Here is a 5,626-nt window from a genome sequence, read left to right on the forward strand (position 1 = left end):
GATTGTTAGTATGAATCATGAGAGTTACCTCGTGTTTTGTATAAGGATTGGACACCCATATCAAAACCGGTAACTCTCAACCTTGCAAGGTCCAGTGTCAGATCAAGTCGCGACTAATACATATAATGGATATTTGCAACGTTCCCCTGCTTATATCGCGCAAACGGCGCACCGTTTCTTGGTAAGCACTGTCAGGGATCGCTACCTGCAACGTCACTTCTGCACCATAATCGCAGTGATTCACTTCACCGCCCATTTGCCGAATCAACGCGCTAACGGGCGCATGTAAGGTATAGTCGCACTGTAGTCGATACGCCGTGCGCAGCACTTTTTCCAGCGTTTCCACGTGCTTCAATGCTTGCTGGACACCGCCGCCATACGCCTTGACCAATCCCCCGGTACCTAGCGGAATGCCGCCATAGTAGCGCACCGAGACAGCGGTTATCTCACCGATTCCGCTCCCCATCAGCTGCGCCAGCATGGGTTTTCCCGCCGTTCCTGAGGGCTCACCATCATCCGAAAAGCCAAGCTGTTGCGAATCATCCGGTGCCCCGGCAACAAAGGCACAGCAGTGGTGCCCGGCATCGGAATACCGCTCGCGCACCTGCTGCACATAGGCCTTGGCCGCCGCCACGCCATCATTCGGTGCCAACAGATTGATAAAAAGACTCTTTTTTATCTCTTCGCTGGCGCTGACTTCACTCGCTGGAATCTTATAACGTTGCATCAGGCGAGATTCAGATCCCGCGCCATGTTTTCAACGCGTTTCTCATGGAACACGATATTGTCTTCGATGCGGATCCCACCAAACGGTTTCAACATGTCGATCTTTTTCCAATCAATATGCTGGCTGTATTGCCCACTACGCCACGGCGCCAGCAACGATTCGATAAAATAGATACCCGGCTCAATGGTCAGCACCATACGAGGTCGCATAACACGCGTGCAGCGCAGGTAGGGATGGGCTTCTGGCGCTGCCAGATGCGTGCCGCGCTCGTCCTGCATGAAACCGCCTACATCGTGCACCTGCAAACCCAGCGGATGACCCAGTCCATGTGGCAAAAAGACCCCGGTCAACCCGCTCTGCACCATCGCCTCTTCGCTCATCCCTTGCACCAGGTGATGACGGTGCAGCAGTTTTGCCACACGCTGATGCATCTGAATATGGTAGTCGGTATAGCGCACGCCGACTCGCATTGACTCAATCAGCGCCTGCTGTTCCTGATTCAAATCCTTGATGAGCTGTGCAAACAGATGATCGCTTTGCGCAGCGTAGGTACGGGTCAAATCGGCAGCATAGCCATGATATTCCGCACCGGCGTCAATCAGGAAACTACGAACCTCTGACGGCACCCGCTGTTCAAGCTGGGTATAGTGCAGCACCGCAGAGTGCTCATTGAGCGCGACGATATTGTCATACGGCACATCGGTATCCCGATGACCTGTCGCGGTCAGATAGGCCTGATTGATATCGAACTCACTCATACCGGACAGAAAAGCTTCATGCTCGGCACGGTGCCCGACCACCGCCGTTTTCTGCGCTTCACGCATACAGAACAGTTCGTAGTCAGTTTTATAGGCCCGATGGTAGTGCAGATAATCCAGTACGGGTTTCGGGTTGATATGTTGCGGGGCAATCCCCAGAGACAGCGCACGTTCAGGCACATAGCCAAGATAAGCCACACGATCGAGTGCCGCTGGCAACAGCGCACCAATCTCGTTCGCATTGCACAACACATTCACGTCGATGTCTTTGGTCCAGAAACTCTCCGGCAATGGCGCAACGTTATGCCAATAATCGACCGGAGAATAGAACCACAATCGGGGTTTGTTAACCCCATCCACCCACAGCCAGCAATGGGGCACGTGAGTCACCGGAACCCAGGCTTTGAACTGGGGGTTAACCTTGAAGGGATATTCCTGATCGTCCAGAAAACGCGTCAGGGGCTCCCCGGAATGAATTAACACCGCATCAAGCTGATGCTGCGTCAGTACGTTTTGCGCGTGCTGTTGCATCGTCGCCAGATGCTGGTGGAACAAAGATGCCAGCTTTTCCATGAAGATCCTCATTAACCACAGCAAGATACGCTCAGTGTATCACAGTGATCGCAGGAGGGTAGCGGCGAGCGCTTTGTGATCGAAATGGCAAATAATTAATCTTTTATTTGCATTTATTTAACATTCAACCACAATCCACTCATCTGGTCGTACCAGATCATTATACGGTTTCTGGAGATCGCTATGCTTTATCAAAGTGAAACGCTCTACGTGCGCTGGTTGGAGGAAGGGATCGCGGAGCTGGTCTTTGCCTCTCCCGGCTCGGTGAATACGCTGGATACCAAAACCGTTGCCAGCCTGGGCAATGCGTTGACCGTGCTTGAGCAGTTGGAAGGCCTGCTGCTGCGCTCAGACAAACCGGCGTTTATCGTCGGTGCTGATATTACCGAATTCTTGTCGCTGTTCGCGGCACCGCGCGAGCATCTTCAAACCTGGTTGGAACAAGCCAACCGTATCTTCAATCGTCTTGAAGACCTGCCGGTACCGACACTTGCCGCCATCAACGGCTATGCCCTTGGCGGCGGCTGTGAATGCGCCCTGGCGGTGGATATCCGTATCGTCACACCGTCCACGCGCATCGGTCTGCCAGAAGTCAAACTCGGTATCATGCCCGGCTTTGGCGGCTCTGTTCGCCTGCCACTCCTGTTAGGGGCCGACAGCGCGCTGGAAATCATTGCCGCAGGAAAAGACATCGATGCGTCAGAAGCGTTGAAAATCGGCCTGGTTCAGGCGGTGGTGCCTGCCGCTATCTCGATACGCTGGGCAGCCGCGATTATGCGCTACAGGCTAACGCCCTGGAATCCCTCGGGGCGATATATCAGATCCCCGATGGTCTGCGCCAGCTTGCAGAGCGTAACGACAGCTATTATCCCCCAGCGGCACCGCACGCGGGTATCTCTCTCGGTTAATCGGCATGAGGTCACAGAATATGGAAAACGTTGTTATTGTCGACACCATCCGCACCCCGATGGGACGCTCGAAAGGGGGGTGCATTCCGTCAGGTGCGCGCCGAAGATCTTTCCGCCCACATGATGCGCAGCTTGCTGAGCCGTAACCCGGCGCTGGACGCCCAAGAGATAGACGATATCTATTGGGGCTGCGTACAACAAACGCTGGAGCAAGGTTTTAATATCGGCCGCAACGCGGCGCTGCTGGCGGAGATTCCGCCGACCGTGCCCGCAGTCACGGTCAACCGCCTGTGCGGTTCCTCCATGCAGGCACTGCACGATGCCGCCCGCGCCATTATGGTAGGGGATGCCAGCACTTGCCTGATCGGCGGTGTGGAGCACATGGGACATGTGCCGATGAATCACGGCGTCGACTTTCATCCCGGCCTGAGCCGCACCGTGGCGAAAGCGGCTGCGATGATGGGGCTGACGGCAGAGATGCTGGCACGCATTCATCACATCAGCCGTGACATGCAGGATCAGTTCGCCGCTCGCTCTCATCAACGCGCCTGGCAGGCAACTCAACGCGGTGCCTTCCGCCATGAAATCGTTCCCACGGTCGGCCACGATGCCGATGGCATACTGCATGCGTTTCACGATGATGAGGTGATTCGTGCCGACACCACGGTAGAAAGCCTGAGCAGCCTGAAACCCGCCTTCGCTCCGGCGCATGGCACGGTGACAGCGGGCAATGCCTCCGCCCTCTCTGACGGCGCAGCCACCATGCTCGTCATGAGCGAATCACGCGCACGGGAGCGGGGGCTGACCGCGCGCGCGCATTCGCGCATTAAGGCGATGGCAGTGGTCGGCTGCGATGCGTCCATTATGGGCTACGGCCCAGTGCCTGCCGTACAGTTGGCGTTAAAGCGCGCAGGATTGGCGCTGACGGATATTGGGGTGTTTGAACTCAACGAAGCCTTTGCCGCACAAACGCTGCCCTGTCTGAAAGATTTAGGACTGCTGGAAATCATCGATGACAAGGTGAACCTGAACGGTGGGGCTATCGCGCTCGGCTGCTCCGGCGCGCGCATTTCCGGCACGCTGATCAACCTGATGGAACAGCGCGACGTGCAGTTTGGCGTAGCGACCATGTGCATTGGTCTCGGCCAGGGCATTGCCACGGTATTTGAACGGGTATAATTTGCCAAAGCGCACGTCGGAGCGGTTATCTCTCCGGCGTGGCGCGGAGCGCATTCACTAGGCGGAATCCCGCTCAATCAGGGTAAATCCGATATCAATAATCGGACTTTCCGTGCTTTTTCCTTCAATCTTGTCAGCAAGCAGCGTGGCAGCCTCTTTGCCCATCTTCCAACTGTCGACGCCCAACGTCGAAATCGACGGCACGTTATGCGCCGCAAACGCCAAATCACCAAATCCCATAACGGCCAGTTGCTGCGGCACCGCTACGCCTTGCGCCGTCGCCTCCATAATCGCGCCCTGCGCCAGGGTATCAGAGCTACAGACTATCGCATCCAATGGCTCACCTTGCGCGAATAGCTGGCGTAACCCGGTGCGCCCCGCCGCCATCGAGGCGGGTAACGGCACAATGACTTCACTCAGCGCACAGTCGGCGTGGCGCGCTAAGGCATCGTATAAACCGTTTTTTCGCTGCGCCGCACGCCGATCCGCGGCCCAAATCAAACCAAAACGCCGATGACCTTTACCCAGCAGATAGTCTCCTGCGGCAAAGCCAATCTTCTCATGGGAAAAGCCAATCAGCATATCCAGCGGGGTTGGTGTCAAATCCCAAATTTCGACCACTGGAATCTGCGCATTGAGGATGATTTTGCGCAATTCCGGCGTGTGATGAATGCCCGTCAGCACCACCCCGTCAGGGCGACGTGACAATAACGTGGCCACAATTTCCGCTTCTGTTTCATCGGAATACCCCGCCACACAGAGCAACATATGATAGCCGCGTGCGTCCAGCTCATCGCTGATGGCCTGAATGGTATCGACAAACATGGCGTTGTTGATCTGAGGCACCACCACGGCAATAAGCTTGCTGCGGCGAGAGGCCAGCCCACCGGCCAGCAGGTTGGGGATATAGCCGGTAATGCGCACTGCCTCCATCACCTTGTCGATGGTCGCCGCCTTTACCAGCTTGGGCGTGTTCAACGCCCGGCTTACCGTCATTGGCGACAGCCCAGATGCTCTGGCAACATCCTCAAGTGTGGGCGTACGCGGTTGGCTACCCTTGGCACGCTTATCGCTTTTCAATGACGTGTTTCCTTATCAACGATCAGACTTCCGGCGTTGGCATTATCCTGAATAGTGGCACGGTTTTCCACCCGCCAGCCCGACTGGCGCGATCTTTACCACTAAATGATTTCGCTAACATATTGATAATATCATTGATGCCAATCCCCATGATCACCTCACACGCCACAAGCGATTACAAAGCAACGCTGCTTAATTTGTGATCCATTATACAAAAATAACGCGTGATAATAGCGCTAACAATAGGTTCGATCTAAAAATGTTAGCGCAATTATTTTATCCGTCATTCCGCACCTACTTTAAGAATAAATTCGACGGTATCGCTCGCCGAGAACATCAACGATGGTCTTGTGAACAGAATTGAGGTTGGATACTTGTGGTGGTCTGTCACCAATACTGAA

Annotated in this window: 3 protein-coding genes and 2 pseudogenes; 2 read left to right on the forward strand and 3 right to left on the reverse strand. The window is 55.2% G+C overall.

The features are described 5' to 3' along the window. Nucleotides 1–97: 97 nt before the first annotated feature. A complete protein-coding gene (locus ACTBDZ_RS14400; protein WP_438815835.1) occupies nucleotides 98–727 on the reverse strand; it encodes an IMPACT family protein in 630 nt (209 codons plus the stop codon). Beyond that, nucleotides 727–2,058 carry a Xaa-Pro dipeptidase gene (pepQ, locus tag ACTBDZ_RS14405; RefSeq protein ID WP_438815836.1) on the reverse strand — a complete coding sequence of 444 codons (1,332 nt, stop codon included), beginning with the start codon at nucleotides 2,056–2,058 and terminating at the stop codon, nucleotides 727–729. The genes ACTBDZ_RS14400 and pepQ overlap by 1 nt, the downstream gene beginning before the upstream one ends. A 183-nt stretch (nucleotides 2,059–2,241) precedes the next feature. Between pepQ and ACTBDZ_RS14410 the strand changes: the two are divergent. Further along, a pseudogene (locus tag ACTBDZ_RS14410) lies at nucleotides 2,242–2,835 on the forward strand (enoyl-CoA hydratase-related protein); the annotation flags it as partial. Nucleotides 2,836–2,986: 151 nt separating this feature from the next. After that, nucleotides 2,987–4,145, forward strand: a pseudogene (gene fadA / locus ACTBDZ_RS14415) (acetyl-CoA C-acyltransferase FadA). 57 nt (nucleotides 4,146–4,202) lie between these two features. Here the strand turns inward: fadA and ACTBDZ_RS14420 are convergent. Then, a complete protein-coding gene (locus ACTBDZ_RS14420) occupies nucleotides 4,203–5,225 on the reverse strand; it encodes a LacI family DNA-binding transcriptional regulator (protein WP_438815837.1) in 1,023 nt (340 codons plus the stop codon). Between the last annotated feature and the right edge of the window lie 401 nt (nucleotides 5,226–5,626).

The sequence above is a fragment of the Symbiopectobacterium sp. genome, from assembly GCF_051710365.1.
Lineage (GTDB): Bacteria > Pseudomonadota > Gammaproteobacteria > Enterobacterales > Enterobacteriaceae > Symbiopectobacterium.